This window comes from Vibrio chagasii, from assembly GCA_041879415.1.
Taxonomy (GTDB): domain Bacteria; phylum Pseudomonadota; class Gammaproteobacteria; order Enterobacterales; family Vibrionaceae; genus Vibrio.
On sequence record CP090851.1, the window covers coordinates 371,788 to 388,367 of the forward strand.

The following is a 16,580-nucleotide window of genomic DNA, read 5'->3' on the forward strand; positions in this document are numbered from 1 at the left end:
ATTGAGCTCAGGTTATCCAAATTATAGGCTGAACGGTGCGATAAGCCGTTTAACCTCAAACATACGACAATATTTCATACCGATGTTGCCGCTAAGCCACTTTAATGTCTTGTGTTTATTGATTGGCTTACAGTAACATGCAAAAAGAATAAATTAAGGGAGATAGACATGTTTTCAGGAAGTATCGTTGCGCTAGTTACGCCATTTAACGCAGATGGCGAAGTGGATTTCGACAGCCTTAAAAAGTTAGTTGAGCACCATGTTGCTGCAGGTAGTGATGGTCTGGTTGCGGTTGGCACAACAGGTGAGTCTTCAACACTCACAATTGAAGAGCATGTCAAAGTCGTCAATAAGATCGTTGAATTTGCTGATGGTCGTATCCCAGTTATCGCAGGTACAGGCGCTAATGCTACGCACGAGTCAGTACTATTCAGTCGTTTATTGAACGGTTCTGGTATTGCAGGTTGCCTGAGCGTAACGCCTTACTACAACAAACCGACTCAAGAAGGTTTGTACCAACACTACAAAGCGATTGCTGAAGTAAGTGACGTTCCTCAAATCCTATACAATGTACCGGGTCGTACTGCTGTAGACCTATTACCAGAGACAGTTGCTCGCCTTTCTGAGATCGAAAACATTGTTGCACTTAAAGATGCGACGGGTGATCTCGACAGAATTGCAATTCACCGTGAACTTTGTGGCGAAGATTTTATCTTACTAAGTGGTGATGACTTAACAGGTCTAGAATTTGTTAAGCGTGGTGGCGATGGCGTGATTTCTGTAACGAATAACGTTGCAGCGGCGGATATGGCTACTATGTTCAAACTTGCGAAAGAAGGTAAGTTTGAAGAAGCTGAAGCGATCAATGAGCGCTTGATGCCTCTACATAAGAATTTGTTCGTTGAGTCTAACCCTATTCCCGTAAAATGGGCGGTTCATAAAATGGGTCTGATTGCTGAAGGTGGCTTACGTCTGCCTCTGACTGAACTGTCAGAACCAGCTCAACCTGTTGTTGCTCAAGCAATGACTGAAGCGTGTATTTACTAAAAACGTATGAAGTGATGCCGAAGCGAACCTTCGGCATTTAGGAGTATAAATGAAGTATTCTCACCAGCTAGTGATTGGGTCACTGGCTGTTTTCGTTCTTACAGCATGTTCTGGCAGCCCGACTCAACGTCGTCAAGCCAAAGATGATTTCGAATACTTAGAAACACCTGAGTTTTCACAATGGCAGCTGCCTGAAGATGCTCAGCCTCAGTTCTACCCAAATTATGACATTCCAAGCGGTGACTTCACTGGTGGTGTAGGCCCTTCCGTGGATATTCGTCCACCACAACAGGTTCTTGAATTGATCCCTGGTGCTCGTGCGGAGCGTCAAAACGGTGAAGTAACGTTATGGCTGCTTCGTGCTGAAGAAGCAGACCGTGTATGGCAAACGGCTGTCGACATGTTAGCTCAACGTGGTATTGGTATTCGTGAACAGTCTGAGAATGAGATTGAGACCGATTGGGTTACTTGGGTCTCTGAAGACGAAGACGTAGAGATTGGCAGCCGCTACTCTATCTCTCGCTTCCAAGCGAACAACCGTCATGGCTTTAAGATTAATCTTATTGATTGGCGTGAAGGCAACGAAGAGAAGCCAGTAACGGCAACCAACAAAGAACGTTACAACGCTTTCCTAACCAACTTAGTGATGGCTAAGTACGATGAAAACCTTCGTGCTGAAGCGGCACTGAAAGCACAAGAGCTAGTGAAGCGCATTCCTATCTCGATGGGCTCTGACCGCAGTGGTTTCCCTGTGATTATTGCTCGTACGCCATACAACGTATTCTGGCAGCGTCTGCCTACCTTGTTGCCGGCGATGGGCTTTGAGCTTGAAGAGCGTAACCAATCTCAGGGTACGGTTAAAGCTAAGTACGCAGCGCCAGATGATGAGTTCTGGGAAGAGGTTGGTTTACAGCCTGTTGATCTAGCGCCAGGTACATATAACTTCCTATTTGGTGACCTTGGTAACCGTACGTCAATTAACGTGACGGACGCATCAGGTAAGCCTGTAGAAGAAGAGCTACTTAAGTCACTGGTTCCTGTTCTAGCACACGTTGCAGACCAAACCAAAGATGACAAAGCGGCGAAAGCTGAGTAAGCAAAGCTTAATAGACTAAAGGGCCTCGGAAAATAGGCCCTTTTAGTTCAACCAATGTTTCAGTGTAAACAAATAAAAAGAGGACACATTGTGTCCTCTTTTTTGTTTTCAGCCCTAAACCACCTACTTCAGTAGGTGGTTATCATTCAGTTAGGCTTTGCCTGTAGTTCTACCCATGTTAAATGCTCCCTTGATTTTTAGCGAAGTCAAAGAGGACAAATAACATGAGTAGATACAATCAAGCTTCCCACGTATTTTGGAGATGTCAATATCACATAGTGTGGACACCAAAATACAGATTTAGGATCTTGAAGAACAATGTAGGCAAAGAAGTTTATCGGTGTATAAATGTTTACTGTAATCAACTTGGATGTGAAGTTGTTGAGCTGAACGTCCAGGTTGACCACGTACACTTAGTCGTAAAGGTTCCACCCAAGCTATCAATATCCAAGTTGATGGGCGTATTGAAAGGCAAAATAGCCTTAAAGCTCTTCAGTAAGTTTCCATATTTGAGGAAAAATAAGCTTTGGGGTAACCACTTTTGGCAAAGGGGCTATTTTGTCGATAGTGTAGGAATTAATGAAGAAATTATTCGACGTTATGTAAGACATCAGGAGAAGAAAGAGCGCGTGGAACAGCAACAGTTAGCGCTGGACTAAACAAAGGCCCCCCCTTTTAGGGGTCTCACACAAAGCCACCTTCTTTAGAAGGTGGTAATTTACATTCGTTTGACCGTAAGGTTAGCTACCTTTGGTCTCTTTCGATTGAGTTTTCTCTTGGTTCTGCTTATCTAGACGATTGAGCTTGTCCAAGTCGCTCTCTCGTTTGCTACGGCTTTTTTTTCCAAGATCCATATTAGCGGTCTGTTTTAGAGCTGCGATGTTACCTACCACAACGCTAACCACGATGATGATGATAACCCAAGGGTTTGTAAGCCACTCTAACATAAGCGCTCCTAATGGCTGATGTTTGCTACGAAGCGCGCATAGATATCGTCTAGCTGCTCCATAATAATCTCATACCCTAATACTGGCTTAGATTTGAGCTGCTTGCCAAGTAAAGTCGGGGATAACTGTGATAAACACAGCTCTGAAACGCTACGATGGCTAATATGCCAAGGTTCCATCGCGACACCACCAAGATCTTGGCTATACGGGAAAAAAAAACCAAATTGTTCAGCATTAGCAGAGAGCCATTGATAAAACGCTTGCTGGTGGCCAGTAAGGTATTCCCAAGGCTCTAATTGCAGCTGTGCACCTTCTGGAAGGTGGTTACGAGCAAAGACATCGAAGTCACAGCCCCAATGGTGTCGACTCGCTCCAGGAAGCGCAGACCACCTCAGAATCGCCGACAGCTTTTGATGTTCAGTGAGTGTTGAAGCATCAAGTGGTTGGCTATCTGAATCTAAGATCGGGGCTTCACCAGAAAACTTGCGGTTCCAAATCAGAGATTGCCTGTCATAGTCACGAAAGCCACTGGCGATCTCCATTTTAAAGCCAGCAAGCAGAGCAGCTTCAATCAAACTGTTTAGGTCATCGATAACGTCACTGTGTACCAAGAAGGTCTTAGTACCAATTAGTGTCGGTGCCAGATGAGAATCTGATTGTCCGGTAAGCTGCTCTGGTGTCATAACGAGTCTCTAATGTTTGGAAGTGATACTTCGCTAGGAAAGATTTATTTAGCGAACAAGTTCACTAACGTTCTTTCGTACATGTCGGTTAGCTTCTCTAAATCCGCGACTTTTACGCATTCGTTAACTTTGTGAATGGTCGCGTTAACTGGGCCTAGTTCAACCACCTGTCCACCCATTCGGGCAATGAAGCGACCATCAGACGTACCGCCGGTTGTCAGCAGCGCTGGTTTAACATCATTAACGTGACCAACGGCATCAACAATCGCATCGAGCAGTGAGCCTGCGTCTGTTAGGAACGGGTCGCCATTGAAGGTCCACTTAAGATCGTATTCGAAATCGTATTTATCAAGCGTTGTTGTCACGCGCTCAACGATAACGTCATTGCTTAACTCTGTGCTAAAACGCAGGTTAAACTGAACATTAAACTCCCCTGGAATCACGTTAGATGCGCCAGTACCTGCACTCACATTCGGGATCTGGAAACTGGTTGGTGGGAAGTAGTCATTACCTTGGTCCCATTCCGTCGTCGCTAGCTCGTGAATTGCCAGCAGAGAGCTATGTACAGGGTTATTCGCTAGGTGAGGGTAGGCAACGTGACCTTGCGTACCTTTAATCGTTAGATCGCCAGTGATAGAGCCACGGCGGCCGTTCTTCACCACATCGCCAACAAACTCAGTACTTGACGGTTCACCAACAATACACATGTCGATGTTCTCACCGCGTGCCATCAGAGCTTCAACAACACGTACCGTACCGTTGATGAAAGGGCCTTCTTCATCAGAGGTGATAAGGAAGCCAATTGAGCCTGAATGGTCTGGATATTTCTCAATGAATTGCTCAACAGCAACAATCATTGAAGCTAGAGAACCTTTCATGTCTGCCGCACCACGGCCGTGTAAGTAGCCATCAACAATGGTTGGCTCAAAGGGCTTGGTGTTCCATTGTTCGATTGGACCGGCTGGTACCACGTCTGTGTGGCCTGCAAAAGCAAACAGAGGTGCTTCGGTACCTCGGCGAGCCCAGAAGTTCGTCGTATCCTCAAATACCATTACTTCGATTTCAAAACCGAGTGCTTTTAAGCGATTAATCATCAGTTCTTGGCAGCCCGCATCTTCAGGGGTTACCGATTGACGGCTAATGAGGTCTTTTGCCAGAGCCAAAGTTGGGCTATCTGTCATCCTTGAATTCCTTGTTTAAATAAAACGTCGAGTCATTAATTTCAGGCGTTGAACAGAGCACGCACAACGCCTTGTTATCTGTTCTAATAACGCTGATTACGCAAAAATAGCCGCGTACTGGTCAGCTTTAAAGCCGATGTGAAGTTTGCCATCGACTTTCAAAATAGGGCGCTTGATCATCGCTGGTTGTTCAACAAGCAGAGTGATTGCCGTTTGTTCTGTTAAGGTGTCTTTTTGCTCTTGAGAAAGCTGACGATAAGTCGTACCACGTTTGTTTAGTACTAGCTCCCAGCCAAGCTCTGAACAGAAGCTTGTTACCAACTCTTCAGTGATACCTTGTTTGCGATAATCGTGAAATTCGAACTCGATACCTTCAGCTTCGAGCCATTTCTTTGCTTTTTTAATCGTGTCGCAATTTGGGATACCAAACATTGTGATAGTCATTATTCTTCCTCTGGGTGATTTTCTTTCATTGTTATGAATTGAATCCTATCAGGAAGCGGCAATTCAGACAAAATAGAGTGAGGAATATTTCATTGAGCGAAAAAAAACAGTAAGAAAATGTCACTATTGGAGACTTATTGATCAGCCTCAACATGTTGTCAGCGAAAAAAGAAATAATTGAGTTGCACATATATAGGAGGTGTCAATGGAGTTGAGTCCTGTTTTTGCAAGGCGGCTATATTTAGCATTGTTAGTTGAAAGCCTTGATAGGCCAAATGTGCCTAAACTCATCGAAAAAACGGGTTGGCCTCGTCGTACTATTCAAGATGTACTCAAGGCGTTACCGGGGATCGGTATCGAACTTATGTTTGTTCAAGATGGGCGACGTCATAATGATGGCTATTACCAGTTATCCGACTGGGGACCATTTGACAGTCAGTGGGTTCTCGAACGAAAAGGCGATATAGCAACAAGCCTTGGATTTAGTGCATAAGCCAGCGAAAGCTGGCTTTCTTTTTTGGGGCGGCTAAAAGAGAGGCTAACTACTTACAAAGATAAGCGGTACCAAGCATGGTAACCGAAGTTGAAAAATCTTGAGGTAGGGTAAAGATTACCGTATCTGCACCAAGCTGGATCGCGTTGGTTTTAAGCTCATTCATCGCACCCTGAATCAAGGTATCATTTGGGTAAAACAGGTAGCTGTACCAATGGCCTTCGCTACCAGTGACTTCCCCTTTATACTCACACTGGTCGATATTAATGATGCCGTGATAATCCATTCTCACACTGTCGGCCTCATCATGAGGTACTGAAGTGGGTGTGGTGCATCCCAACAGCATGCTGCTCACTGCCAATGCCATCCATTCCTTTTTCATACGTTAGTCCTGTTATTGCATCAAATAAATCGCAAAACCTACCCAGCTCGCGATCAATAGTATCCATGGCAATTTACTTGAGTGATTTGATGCTGCTTCAACACTCGATGTTGCATTGTGCTCTTGTTCTATCGCCGCTTGTTGAGTTTGCTTTTCTTTTTGTACGCGTTTCTTTGCTTTATCTGCTTGGCGGTTACGTTCTTTCTGTTGTTTCTTATAAAGCGCGATGCCTTTCTCAATACCCTGAGCAATCAATTTTGTTTGTTCTTTAGTTTGAGCGGGCCTTTGAGTCGCTTTGGCTATCTTCAGTGCCTCTTGTTGAGATTCAACAGATGGTGTATTAGTTTTCTTTTTCATACTGAGTTCGATAATTAAAACGTATTAACCAATAAGATAACGTAAACCTAACTAAGTATGAATGATTTGCGTTAAAGTGTTGGTTTGAAAACAAGTGAAAGTGAGATTTGTGCGGTATTCCATAGAACAATACGACAAGCACGGCTTTTTAAAGGCGCCAATCTTATTATGGTTAGGCTGGCTGTTTCTTGCGAAAGCTCTCGTCGTTTTCATCGTTGCAGGTGCAAGTAGAGAGTCGGGAACCGATATTCTCGAGATCATTTATCCGGATCATCACATGTTTTATGCTGGGATTGCCTTGAGTGTCCCTAGCTTGTTACTGATGTGGTTATTTGGGCTAAGATCTCCAGAGAGAAAGCGCCTCAATAAAGTGGTGTCATGGGGACGTTGGGTGACCATAGCCGCTATTCTAGCGCAGGGCTCCCATACTATTTATTTAATCTATTTGGATAACGGTTGGTTCCGTTGGTCAAATGGTCTGACTCTATTGTTGCTGCTGTGGTTAGCGCTTTATCTAACCAATAGCCATGCAGCACGGGATTGCTTTAAAGTGGTTGAGCACGAAGACTGATTCTCATCAAAACATTTGTCCCATTCACAATTATACTTAGAAGCTAAAACTGGAAGGAATAATCTATGCTTAATATCTCAAATGAGCAGCCTAACGTTCAAAGTGCTATTTTGCCTGAAGCTGGGCCTTTCGCTCTTTACGTTCAACTAAAAGTGAATGCTAACACTGCTAATGTACTAGCAGAAATCCAAAAGATTCCAGCGCTAATCGAAGAGCTAAACCAAACTCAACCAGATGCGAACCTGACGGCTTCAGTTGCGTTCTCTAAGGCGTTTTGGGACAAGTTCGAGCAAGCAGCTCCTACTGATCTGATTGACTTCCCTGCGCTTGGCGAAGGCGATGTTACCGCACCTAGCACGCCAGCTGATGTACTAATTCATTGCCATTCAAACCGACACGATCTGCACTTTTTCATCTTACGTAAATTGCTATCTGAAGTAGCGGCAGACGTTGAAGTGGTTGATGAAACTTACGGTTACCGTTTCCTAGATTCTCGTGATATGACGGATTTCGTCGACGGCACTGAAAACCCGAAAGACGCACAACGCGCAGAAGTTGCTATTGTTCCTGAAGGCGAATTTGCAGGCGGTAGCTACGTGATGGTGCAGCGTTTTGTTCATAACCTTCCTGCTTGGAATCGATTGAATGTATCGGCGCAAGAAAAAGTGGTTGGTCGTACTAAACCTGATTCAATCGAGCTCGATGATGTTCCAGCTGCATCTCACGTTGGTCGTGTAGATATCAAAGAAGAGGGCAAAGGCCTTAAGATCGTTCGTCACAGCCTACCTTACGGCACAGCAACGGGCGACCATGGTCTACTGTTCATTGCTTACTGTAATGTTCGTCATAACTTTGATGCGATGTTAGAGAGCATGTACGGCGTAACCGATGGCAAAACAGACCAACTGCTTCGCTTTACTAAGGCAGTGACAGGTGCTTACTACTTCGCTCCTTCAACTGAGATGTTGAGCGCATTAACGATTAAGTAAGTCGTCTCAAAAAGAATAAACAAAGGGAGCCTCAGGGCTCCTTTTTTATTAAAGCTTTATCTGAATTGGTCGATATAAAAGCAATCGTGAGTGTAATTCATCTTTTTTACGTGAAGGTCTATGGCTATAACTGTTAATACTAATGTCTCAGCGCTGGTGGCTCAGAGGAATCTCTCTAATGCCAATAACATGCTGAACCAATCTTTGGAGCGCTTGGCTTCAGGGAGTCGTATTAATAGCGCCAAAGACGATGCTGCAGGCCTTCAAATCTCCAACCGTTTAGAAGCGCAGATGAGTGGTATTGATGTCGCTGTTCGCAATGCGAATGATGGTATATCCATTATGCAAACTGCCGAAGGCGCGATGAACGAAACCACTAATATCATGCAACGTATGCGTGACTTGTCACTGCAAGCTAGTAATGGTTCGAACAGCCAATCGGAAAGAACGGCCATTCAAGAGGAGATTACCGCATTAAACGATGAACTAAATCGTATCGCAGAGACGACGTCATTTGGGGGCAAAAAACTCCTCAATGGTAGCTTTGGTAGTACGTCGTTTCAGATTGGTGGCAGCTCAGGCGAGGCGGTTCAAATCGGTCTCAAAAGCATGCGTACTGATGACATCAATATGGGCGGTTTTAGTTATGTCGCGAATGGTATGGCCAATGACTCGTGGGCAGTGAAATCAAACCAGAATGATATGACGATGTCGTTTACCGATCGTTTTGGTCAGCCTCAAGAGATCACCATTAATGCGAAAGTTGGCGACGATATTGAAGAGTTGGCGACATACATCAATGGTCAAACGGATCTAGTCTCAGCTTCGGTTAATGATGATGGACAGCTTCAGATCTACATGTCTGGTGAGGATACCTCTGGCACCATCTCTTTCTCTGGTTCACTTGCTAGTGAGCTGTCGATGTCGGCGGGGTACTATGAGTCGGTGAATGACATCAATGTGACCGATGTGGGTGGGGCGCAGCGTGCTGTCTCTATTCTAGATACTGCGATGAAGTATGTGGATAGCCATCGCTCTGAACTAGGTGCGATGCAAAACCGCTTTGACCACGCCATTAACAACCTTGAAAACGTTCATGAAAACTTGGCGACTTCAAACAGTCGAATCAAAGATACCGATTACGCTAAAGAAACCACTCAAATGCTGAAACAGCAAATTCTTCAGCAAGTGAGCACCACCATTCTGGCTCAAGCGAAGCAAGCGCCAAATCTTGCTTTAACCTTATTAGGTTAATAAAAATACAAAACCTCACTCGACTGACTTCTCGACAACTTTAGCGTTTTTCTTATCTTTTTTTGATAATTTTACTACCAGTCACGCTTTCCTATCCTTTATCGCTATTTCTTTAATTTTATTGTTTTTTTCCTAAAGGTTTCGCCAATTACGCCGTTATTAAAAGTAACTTTGAGAGAACTACTTGGTTTTCCGAGACGTCGGAAACCGCAATACCGGAAAATCAATTGGAGAAATCACCATGGCAGTGAATGTAAATACCAACGTTTCAGCGATGACAGCGCAACGTTACCTAAACAACGCGAACAGCGCACAACAAACATCAATGGAGCGTCTAGCTTCTGGCTCTAAAATCAACAGCGCAAAAGACGATGCTGCGGGCCTACAAATCTCTAACCGTTTGAACGTTCAAAGCCGCGGCCTAGACGTTGCTGTTCGTAACGCGAACGACGGTATCTCTATTGCACAAACCGCTGAAGGTGCAATGAACGAGACAACTAACATCCTGCAACGTATGCGTGATCTTTCTCTACAATCTTCAAACGGCTCAAACTCAAAAGCTGAGCGTGTAGCGATTCAAGAAGAAGTAACAGCACTGAACGACGAGCTAAACCGTATCGCGGAAACGACGTCTTTTGGTGGCAACAAGCTGCTTAACGGTACTTACGGAACACAATCATTCCAAATCGGTGCGGATAACGGCGAAGCGGTAATGCTGAACCTGAAAGATATGCGCTCTGATAACGCTCAGATGGGTGGTAAGAGCTACCAAACTGAGAACGCTAAAGACAAAGACTGGAACGTACAAGCGGGTTCAAACGACCTAAAACTATCGTTCACAGATAACTTTGGTCAAGCTCAAGAAATCGACATCAGCGCAAAAGCGGGCGACGACATCGAAGAGCTAGCGACATACATCAACGGTCAACAAGATTCTGTGAAAGCGTCTGTAACTGAAGACGGTAAGCTACAAATGTTTGCTGGTAACAACAAAGTAAGCGGTGATGTGTCTTTCTCTGGTGGTCTTGCTGGCGAGCTAGGCATTCAAGCATCTAAAGAAGTGACGGTTGATACTATTGACGTAACGTCTGTTGGCGGTGCACAAGAGTCTGTAGCAATCATCGATGCGGCACTTAAGTACGTAGACAGCCACCGTGCAGAGTTGGGTGCTTTCCAAAACCGTTTCGACCACGCAATCAGCAACTTAGACAACATTAACGAGAACGTTAACGCATCTAAGAGCCGTATTAAAGATACCGACTTCGCGAAAGAAACGACTCAGATGACTAAGTCTCAGATCCTTTCTCAAGCTTCAAGCTCGATTCTTGCTCAAGCGAAGCAAGCTCCGAACTCGGCACTTAGCCTACTAGGCTAATCGATTAAAAAGCCACGTTGACTATAAGCGTTGTTGAGACAAAGCGTTAACGTAAGGCCTCCACAAATTAGCTCGTGGTGAGAGATGAGCGCTAAACAAACCCAGCTTCGGCTGGGTTTTTGCTTTTCTGTGAATGGCAAAAGTGTGCTTTCAAGGTTCTAATTAGGGTTGTGGGTACCAAGCGAGATTCCCTATCTCGGTCGTCCCTCCCGGTAGGGAATGACGGGAATTGGACGATGATGATCTTATTGCTTTGTAAAATGAGTACGATTGGTTTGAGCAAATAATGGCTCAGTAAAAAAGGATTTTAACGTTATTCCATAACCGAGTAGAACTAGGAATCAGGAGTTTCGCTTTTAAAGAGAGGTTAGTATTTCAGGCTTCTTTTTCGGATTCGTGACGTTTTCATAAGTTAGTTGAGAACTAATCGCCATTCCAGAATTGAGTAGAACGAGATTTAAGGGAACTGTTTCTTAAGAGGAGACTCTTTCGAAATTAGGAAGGTAAAGGTACTTATCTGTACATCAGCTCAACTGAACTTCCGTCATCCCAGAATCGAGTCGAGCGAGATATCAGGGATCTATATTCGTGAAAGGGTGCTGCAAAATAGGGGGAATTTTACTGACTGAGAGGGGTAAAGTAATTGGTCGCCCGGCATGTGAATATAACAGGCACAAAAAACGCCACCCTTAGGTAGCGTTTTTATTAAAGCAGATAAGTAATCGAGATTACTTAGTTACTTTAAGAACTGGAGTTTCACCAACAGTTACAGAACCAGAAAGCTTGTTCAGCTCTTTGATTTCGTCCATGTTAGAGATAACAACTGGAGTAAGCGTAGATTTCGCTTTCTCTTCTAGAAGCGCTAGGTCGAAAGTGATGATAGTGTCACCAGCTTTAACAGATTGACCTTCTTCAGCTACGCGAGTGAAGCCTTCGCCTTTAAGTTCAACAGTATCGATACCGAAGTGAACGAAAAGCTCAACACCGTCGTCAGACTCGATAGAGAATGCGTGGTTAGTTTCGAAGATCTTACCGATAGTACCGTTAACTGGAGCTACCATTTTGTCGCCAGCTGGTTTGATCGCGATGCCGTCACCAACGATTTTCTCAGCGAAAACTACATCTGGCACATCTTCGATGTTTACGATTTCACCAGAAAGAGGTGCGATGATTTCGATTGCACCAGCATCAGCGCTGTCATCAGATACAAGCTTTTTCAGTTTGTCAAACAGACCCATTGTGTCATGCTCCTAACGTTTAGTTTTATTCTGTAGAATATACTATACCAATCTAACAAATTAGACGACTATTTTTAGCCGTCTAACTCTATTAAGAATTTGGCGATTACTGAGATTTCTCAGCGATGAATTTTTCTACGCAAGCTTCAATTTCAGCAGCTGTAGGTAGAGATAGTGCTTCGTCAGCCATAGCTTTAACTTCTGCGAAGTTAGAGTTACGGATTACTTTCTTAACTTTAGGGATAGAGATGCCGCTCATTGAGAACTCATCTAGGCCCATACCAAGAAGAAGCAGTGTTGCACGCTCATCACCAGCAAGCTCACCACACATACCAGTCCACTTACCTTCAGCGTGTGATGCGTCGATCACTTGCTTGATTACTGTAAGAACAGCAGGAGATAGCGGGTTGTATAGGTGAGAAATCATTTCGTTACCACGGTCTACCGCAAGAGTGTATTGCGTTAGGTCGTTAGTACCGATAGAGAAGAAAGATACTTCTTTCGCTAGGTGGTGTGCGATTGCAGCTGCTGCTGGAGTCTCAACCATTACGCCGATTTCGATGTTTTCATCGAAAGCTAGGCCTTCAGCGCGAAGTTCAGCTTTGTACTCTTCGATTGCTTTCTTCAGTTCACGGATCTCTTCAACAGAAATGATCATTGGGAACATGATGCGTAGTTTACCGTGTGCAGATGCACGTAGGATACCACGTAGTTGGTCACGTAGGATTTCACGACGATCCAAGCTGATACGTACTGCACGCCAGCCTAGGAACGGGTTCATCTCTTGTGGAAGATCCATGTATGGTAGATCTTTATCGCCACCGATATCCATAGTACGGATGATCACTGACTCACCGTTCATTGCTTCAGCTACTTCTTTGTAAGCAACGTATTGCTCTTCTTCAGTAGGAAGTGCGTCACGGTCCATGAATAGGAATTCAGTACGGTACAGACCAACGCCTTCACCGCCATTACGCAGGATACCGTCACAGTCTTTTACTGTACCGATGTTGCCGCAAACTTCTACACGGTGACCGTCTAGAGTTTCAGCATGCAAATCTTTTAGTTTTGCTAGCTCAGCCGCTTCTGCTTCGAAATCTGCTTTGATTTTCTTAGCTTCTGCTAGTTCAGCTTCAGAAGGGTTGATGATGATCTTGTTGTTCATCGCGTCTAGCACAAGCATGTCGCCGTTCTTAACTTGCTTAGTGATATCGTTAGTACCAACGATAGCTGGAAGCTCAAGAGAACGTGCCATGATTGAAGTATGGGATGTACGACCGCCGATGTCACAAGCGAAACCAAGAACGTAGTCTAGGTTGATTTGTGCAGTTTCAGATGGTGTTAGGTCGTAAGCTACTAGGATAACTTCTTCACTGATGTCTGATAGAGACACAATGTTGATGCCTAGTGCGTTTTTAACGAAACGAGTACCGATATCACGGATATCAGTTGCACGTTCTTTTAGGTACTCATCATCAAGAGATTCAAGCGCACAAGCTTGCTCTTCGATCACAGTGTGGATCGCGTTGTCTGCGTGCATTTTTTCTTTCTTGATGAGTGCTAAAATCTCTTCTTCTAGCTCTTCATCTTCAAGCAGCATGATGTGGCCTTCAAAGATTGCTTCTTTTTCTTCGCCAAAAGTTTCAAGTGCTTTTTGCTTAACAACTTCAAGTTGTTGAGCTGATTTGTTACGAGCGTCAAAGAAACGCTGTACTTCTGCTTCAACTTGGTCGTCAGAGATAGATTGAGTGTTTAGGACAATTTCATCTTCTTGAAGTAGTAGTGCTTTACCGAAAGCAATACCAGGAGATGCTAGGATGCCTGAAATCATAGCCTTACCTTAGTTGTTCAACTGTAAACGGGAGAGTGTGTGACTTTAAGTCGTCGACTAATGTCGCGCTTATTCCTATCTATTTCGAACAAAGCCACTTTGCTATGCAAAATGGCTTTGAAAGAAGGAGACCGTATTAGTGTAGTTGATCCATAAGAGCAACTAGGTGGTCAACTGCTTGCTGAGCTTGAGGACCTTCAGCTGAAATAGTTACGTTAGTACCTTTTACTAGGCCTAAAGTTTGTAGTTTGAACAGGCTTTTCGCGCTAGCGCTTTTGCCGTTAGAAGTCACTGTGATGTCAGCGTCGAAAGATTTTGCTTCTTTAACGAACTGTGCAGCTGGACGAGTGTGAAGACCGTTTTCTGCTGTGATTTCTACTTGCTTCTCGTACATTTTATATACCCCAATTAATTTATTTTTTGTAAGTTTGTAACCAGTTTAGCTTAACTGCTTTAGCCCAAATGCGCTAGAGGCTAGTACGCCATGTTCGTGTTAGAACTTAGACTGGTTATAAATTTTTATCCAGCCATGGTCATCTTTTGTTGAGGACTCACGACCTTCAGAATCTGTTTATTGCTTCTTTTATTTTGAAGCGAAAAATAAAACAGACCCGATATTACCAAAGGTGGGGCAGGGATCAACAAAAAAGCCCCTAAACGGGGCTTTTTTGGACGAAAAATTGATTTGACCACATATTATTGTTGGTTCTCTTTTTCCGTAAAGATACCTGCAAATAGCGCTGTACTTAGGTAACGCTCACCAGAGCTTGGAAGTACAGTTACAATAGTTTTTCCTGCAAATTCAGGGAGTTCAGCAATTCTGTTCGCGGCTACTACTGCTGCGCCAGAAGAGATACCTGCAAGAATACCTTCTTCTTTCATTAGTCGCTGAGCCATTTCAATTGCTTCTTCAGAAGTTACTGACTCGACGCGATCGATAAGTTCTAAATCTAAGTTTCCAGGGATGAAACCTGCGCCGATACCTTGGATTTTGTGCGGAGCTGGTTTGATTTCTTCACCTGCAAGCGCTTGTGCAATTACTGGAGATTCTGCTGGCTCTACTGCTACAGAAGTGATGGCTTTGCCTTTTTCACCTTTAATGTAACGACTTGTACCAGTGATAGTACCACCTGTACCTACACCAGCTACAAACACGTCAATTTCGCCGTCTGTTGCTTCCCAGATTTCAGGACCGGTTGTTTGCTCGTGAATTTGTGGGTTAGCTGGGTTGTTGAATTGTTGTAGTAGTAGGTATTTGTCTGGGTCTGAAGCAACAATTTCTTCTGCTTTAGCAATCGCGCCATTCATGCCTTTTGGTGCTTCAGTTAGAACTAGGTTTGCGCCCAGTGCTTTAAGCAGCTTACGACGTTCTAAGCTCATTGACTCAGGCATAGTTAGCGTAAGTTTGTAACCGCGTGCTGCTGCTACGAATGCGAGTGCAACGCCTGTGTTACCACTTGTTGGTTCAACTAGTTCGATACCTGGCTTAAGGGTACCTGCTTTTTCTGCTTCCCAGATCATGTTAGAACCGATACGACACTTAACACTGAAGCTAGGGTTACGAGCTTCGATCTTAGCTAGGACGTTACCTTTGCTTACTTTGTTTAGGCGGACTAGAGGTGTATTACCAATCGTTAGGGTGTTGTCTTCGTAGATCTTGCTCATGCGATATTCCTTCATTTAATGACAGCACTAAACGTATGTATATCAATCACTTTACCGTCTAGTGTCTTTCGATGTTTGTTTAGCTTGAATTTAGATTAAACAAGTTGAAAAAAAGGTAAAAGGATTAAAAAGTTATATCATATAGATATGTAGCAGAATTGACGCCTATCTACAGTGAAATCAGAACTTCAAATAGATAGGCGAATACAGAGGGGAGGATTAGCGAGAGCGTAGAGCTTGGTCTTTAAATTCAGCAACCCACATTGCAGTTGCACCACACACAGCAACCGGCATTACAATAAGGTTGAGAACGGGAATAGTAGTAAACACGGAAACAAGTGCACCAAAGCTATAGCTCTTACCTTGTTTTTGTTTCAAATTATTTCTCATTTCATCAAATTTGATTTTATGGTTGTCGAACGGGTAGTCGGCGTATTGAATCGCTAACATCCATGCGGTGAAGATGAACCATAAAAATGGCGCAACGGTTTGACCGAGTGCAGGAATCAGTAAAAGTAAGAATAAACCGATCGCTTTTGGCAGAACGTAGACAAGCTTGCGCCATTCTCTTGCTAAAATGCGCGGAGTATCTTTTAAAACATCCAGTAAACCATCGTCATTGACTTTTTTACCGCTAAGCAGCTCTTCGACTTTCTCCGAGAGTAGTCCGTTGAAGGGAGCAGCAATGAAATTGGCAAGGGTGCTGAAGAAATATGAAAAGGTCGCCAATACGGTTAATACCAATAATGGCCACAAAATATATGACAACCAAGATAAGAAGCTCGGTAAACCTTCCATCCAACCTTCAATCCAAGTGTTTAGATTCGAGAAGATATAAAAAAGCGCACCGCCAACGAGTAACACGTTAGCAAGAAGAGGAAGCAGTACAAATTTGCGAATGCTCGGAGACAACGCGATCTTTATACCGAAAACAAAATAGCCAAAGCCAGAGCGGGGAACAGATTCAATAGTCATATTTAATTAAGGTCACATGTGAATTTGGTTAAATAGCAAACATGTCTAGTGT

At 43.9% G+C, this 16,580-nt stretch carries 19 protein-coding genes; 8 read left to right on the forward strand and 11 right to left on the reverse strand.

Annotated elements, in window-relative coordinates; genetic code table 11:
- Window positions 1-168: 168 nt before the first annotated feature.
- The 3 genes from dapA (at window position 169) to tnpA (ending at window position 2,802) form a co-directional block, all read left to right on the forward strand.
- Window positions 169-1,047, forward strand: a complete 879-nt coding sequence (dapA, locus tag L0991_01700; protein XGB62800.1) for a 4-hydroxy-tetrahydrodipicolinate synthase — start codon at window positions 169-171, stop codon at window positions 1,045-1,047.
- 49 nt (window positions 1,048-1,096) lie between these two features.
- The gene (bamC, locus tag L0991_01705; GenBank protein ID XGB62801.1) at window positions 1,097-2,143 is read left to right on the forward strand and encodes an outer membrane protein assembly factor BamC; all 1,047 of its coding nucleotides are present in this window, start codon (window positions 1,097-1,099) and stop codon (window positions 2,141-2,143) included.
- A 224-nt stretch (window positions 2,144-2,367) separates the two neighbouring features.
- Window positions 2,368-2,802: an IS200/IS605 family transposase gene (gene tnpA, locus L0991_01710; protein XGB62802.1), complete on the forward strand. Its 435-nt coding sequence runs from the start codon at window positions 2,368-2,370 to the stop codon at window positions 2,800-2,802.
- Between the two features lie 81 nt (window positions 2,803-2,883).
- On the opposite strand, the gene L0991_01715 is transcribed toward tnpA, so the two are convergent.
- The 4 genes from L0991_01715 to L0991_01730 all read right to left on the reverse strand — a co-directional run bounded on the left by L0991_01715 (window position 2,884) and on the right by L0991_01730 (window position 5,398).
- A complete protein-coding gene (locus tag L0991_01715) occupies window positions 2,884-3,090 on the reverse strand; it encodes a DUF2897 family protein (GenBank protein XGB62803.1) in 207 nt (68 codons plus the stop codon).
- 8 nt (window positions 3,091-3,098) lie between these two features.
- A complete protein-coding gene (locus L0991_01720) occupies window positions 3,099-3,773 on the reverse strand; it encodes a M15 family metallopeptidase (GenBank protein ID XGB62804.1) in 675 nt (224 codons plus the stop codon).
- Between the two features lie 44 nt (window positions 3,774-3,817).
- Window positions 3,818-4,954, reverse strand: coding sequence for a succinyl-diaminopimelate desuccinylase (gene dapE / locus L0991_01725; protein ID XGB62805.1), 1,137 nt, complete (start codon window positions 4,952-4,954; stop codon window positions 3,818-3,820).
- Window positions 4,955-5,050: 96 nt separating this feature from the next.
- A complete protein-coding gene (locus L0991_01730; GenBank protein XGB62806.1) occupies window positions 5,051-5,398 on the reverse strand; it encodes an ArsC family reductase in 348 nt (115 codons plus the stop codon).
- Window positions 5,399-5,603: 205 nt separating this feature from the next.
- Between L0991_01730 and L0991_01735 the strand changes: the two genes are divergently transcribed.
- The gene (locus L0991_01735) at window positions 5,604-5,891 is read left to right on the forward strand and encodes a helix-turn-helix domain-containing protein (GenBank protein XGB62807.1); all 288 of its coding nucleotides are present in this window, start codon (window positions 5,604-5,606) and stop codon (window positions 5,889-5,891) included.
- A gap of 49 nt (window positions 5,892-5,940) precedes the next feature.
- On the opposite strand, the gene L0991_01740 is transcribed toward L0991_01735, so the two are convergent.
- Complete coding sequence (locus L0991_01740) at window positions 5,941-6,273, reverse strand: DUF4156 domain-containing protein (GenBank protein ID XGB62808.1); 333 nt, start codon at window positions 6,271-6,273, stop codon at window positions 5,941-5,943.
- A 12-nt stretch (window positions 6,274-6,285) separates the two neighbouring features.
- Window positions 6,286-6,630, reverse strand: coding sequence for a DUF2956 domain-containing protein (locus L0991_01745; protein XGB62809.1), 345 nt, complete (start codon window positions 6,628-6,630; stop codon window positions 6,286-6,288).
- A 109-nt stretch (window positions 6,631-6,739) separates the two neighbouring features.
- Between L0991_01745 and L0991_01750 the strand changes: the two genes are divergently transcribed.
- The 4 genes from L0991_01750 to L0991_01765 all read left to right on the forward strand — a co-directional run bounded on the left by L0991_01750 (window position 6,740) and on the right by L0991_01765 (window position 10,819).
- A complete protein-coding gene (locus tag L0991_01750; GenBank protein ID XGB62810.1) occupies window positions 6,740-7,201 on the forward strand; it encodes a DUF2919 domain-containing protein in 462 nt (153 codons plus the stop codon).
- A 65-nt stretch (window positions 7,202-7,266) separates the two neighbouring features.
- Entirely contained in the window at window positions 7,267-8,190 is a 924-nt protein-coding gene (locus L0991_01755) for a Dyp-type peroxidase (GenBank protein ID XGB62811.1), read from the forward strand.
- A 120-nt stretch (window positions 8,191-8,310) separates the two neighbouring features.
- Window positions 8,311-9,444, forward strand: coding sequence for a flagellin (locus L0991_01760; GenBank protein XGB62812.1), 1,134 nt, complete (start codon window positions 8,311-8,313; stop codon window positions 9,442-9,444).
- 241 nt (window positions 9,445-9,685) lie between these two features.
- Window positions 9,686-10,819 (forward strand): flagellin, encoded by a 1,134-nt coding sequence (locus L0991_01765; protein ID XGB62813.1) that lies wholly within the window; start codon window positions 9,686-9,688, stop codon window positions 10,817-10,819.
- 728 nt (window positions 10,820-11,547) lie between these two features.
- Here L0991_01765 and crr read toward each other — a convergent pair.
- The 5 genes from crr to cysZ form a co-directional block, all read right to left on the reverse strand.
- On the reverse strand, window positions 11,548-12,057 hold the full coding sequence (crr, locus tag L0991_01770) for a PTS glucose transporter subunit IIA (protein XGB62814.1): 510 nt from the start codon (window positions 12,055-12,057) through the stop codon (window positions 11,548-11,550).
- A 106-nt stretch (window positions 12,058-12,163) separates the two neighbouring features.
- Window positions 12,164-13,888: a phosphoenolpyruvate-protein phosphotransferase PtsI gene (ptsI, locus tag L0991_01775; GenBank protein XGB62815.1), complete on the reverse strand. Its 1,725-nt coding sequence runs from the start codon at window positions 13,886-13,888 to the stop codon at window positions 12,164-12,166.
- Between the two features lie 136 nt (window positions 13,889-14,024).
- Window positions 14,025-14,282: an HPr family phosphocarrier protein gene (locus L0991_01780; protein XGB62816.1), complete on the reverse strand. Its 258-nt coding sequence runs from the start codon at window positions 14,280-14,282 to the stop codon at window positions 14,025-14,027.
- A gap of 302 nt (window positions 14,283-14,584) precedes the next feature.
- A complete protein-coding gene (gene cysK, locus L0991_01785; protein XGB62817.1) occupies window positions 14,585-15,553 on the reverse strand; it encodes a cysteine synthase A in 969 nt (322 codons plus the stop codon).
- A gap of 219 nt (window positions 15,554-15,772) precedes the next feature.
- Window positions 15,773-16,528 (reverse strand): sulfate transporter CysZ, encoded by a 756-nt coding sequence (cysZ, locus tag L0991_01790; protein ID XGB62818.1) that lies wholly within the window; start codon window positions 16,526-16,528, stop codon window positions 15,773-15,775.
- Window positions 16,529-16,580 lie beyond the last annotated feature (52 nt).